Genomic DNA, 381 nt, shown 5'->3' with positions numbered 1-381 from the left:
CGATTAGTTCGACGGCGGTGACGGCTGCGACCCAAGATGCCGCTTACAGTTACAACTTAGTGGCCAGCGACTCCGATACTGGCGACAGCTTAACGCTGAGCGCAGTGACCAAACCGAGCTGGTTGAGCTTCAACGCGGCGACGGGTTTACTCAGTGGCACGCCGAGCAATGTGGATGTGGGCAGTCATGCTGTCACCTTACGAGTGACGGACACGGATGGCTTAACGGCTGAGCAGTCCTTTAGCATTACAGTGACGAACGTCAACGATGCGCCGACGATTAGTTCGACGGCGGTGACGGCAGCCACTCAAGATGCGGCGTACAGCTACAGCTTGACTGCAACTGACTCCGATACCGGCGACAGCTTAACGCTGAGCGCAG

Annotated in this window: 1 protein-coding gene; it reads left to right on the top strand. The window is 57.5% G+C overall.

Features of this window, described 5'->3' with window-relative positions; genetic code table 11:
- Window positions 1-381: putative Ig domain-containing protein (locus KFE26_RS23735; protein WP_212601927.1), on the top strand; the 381-nt coding region annotated here is incomplete at both ends.

The organism is Shewanella sp. M16, assembly GCF_018224605.1.
Taxonomy (GTDB): Bacteria; Pseudomonadota; Gammaproteobacteria; order Enterobacterales; family Shewanellaceae; genus Shewanella; species Shewanella oncorhynchi.
This window is presented reverse-complemented; position numbering and strand designations above follow the sequence as displayed.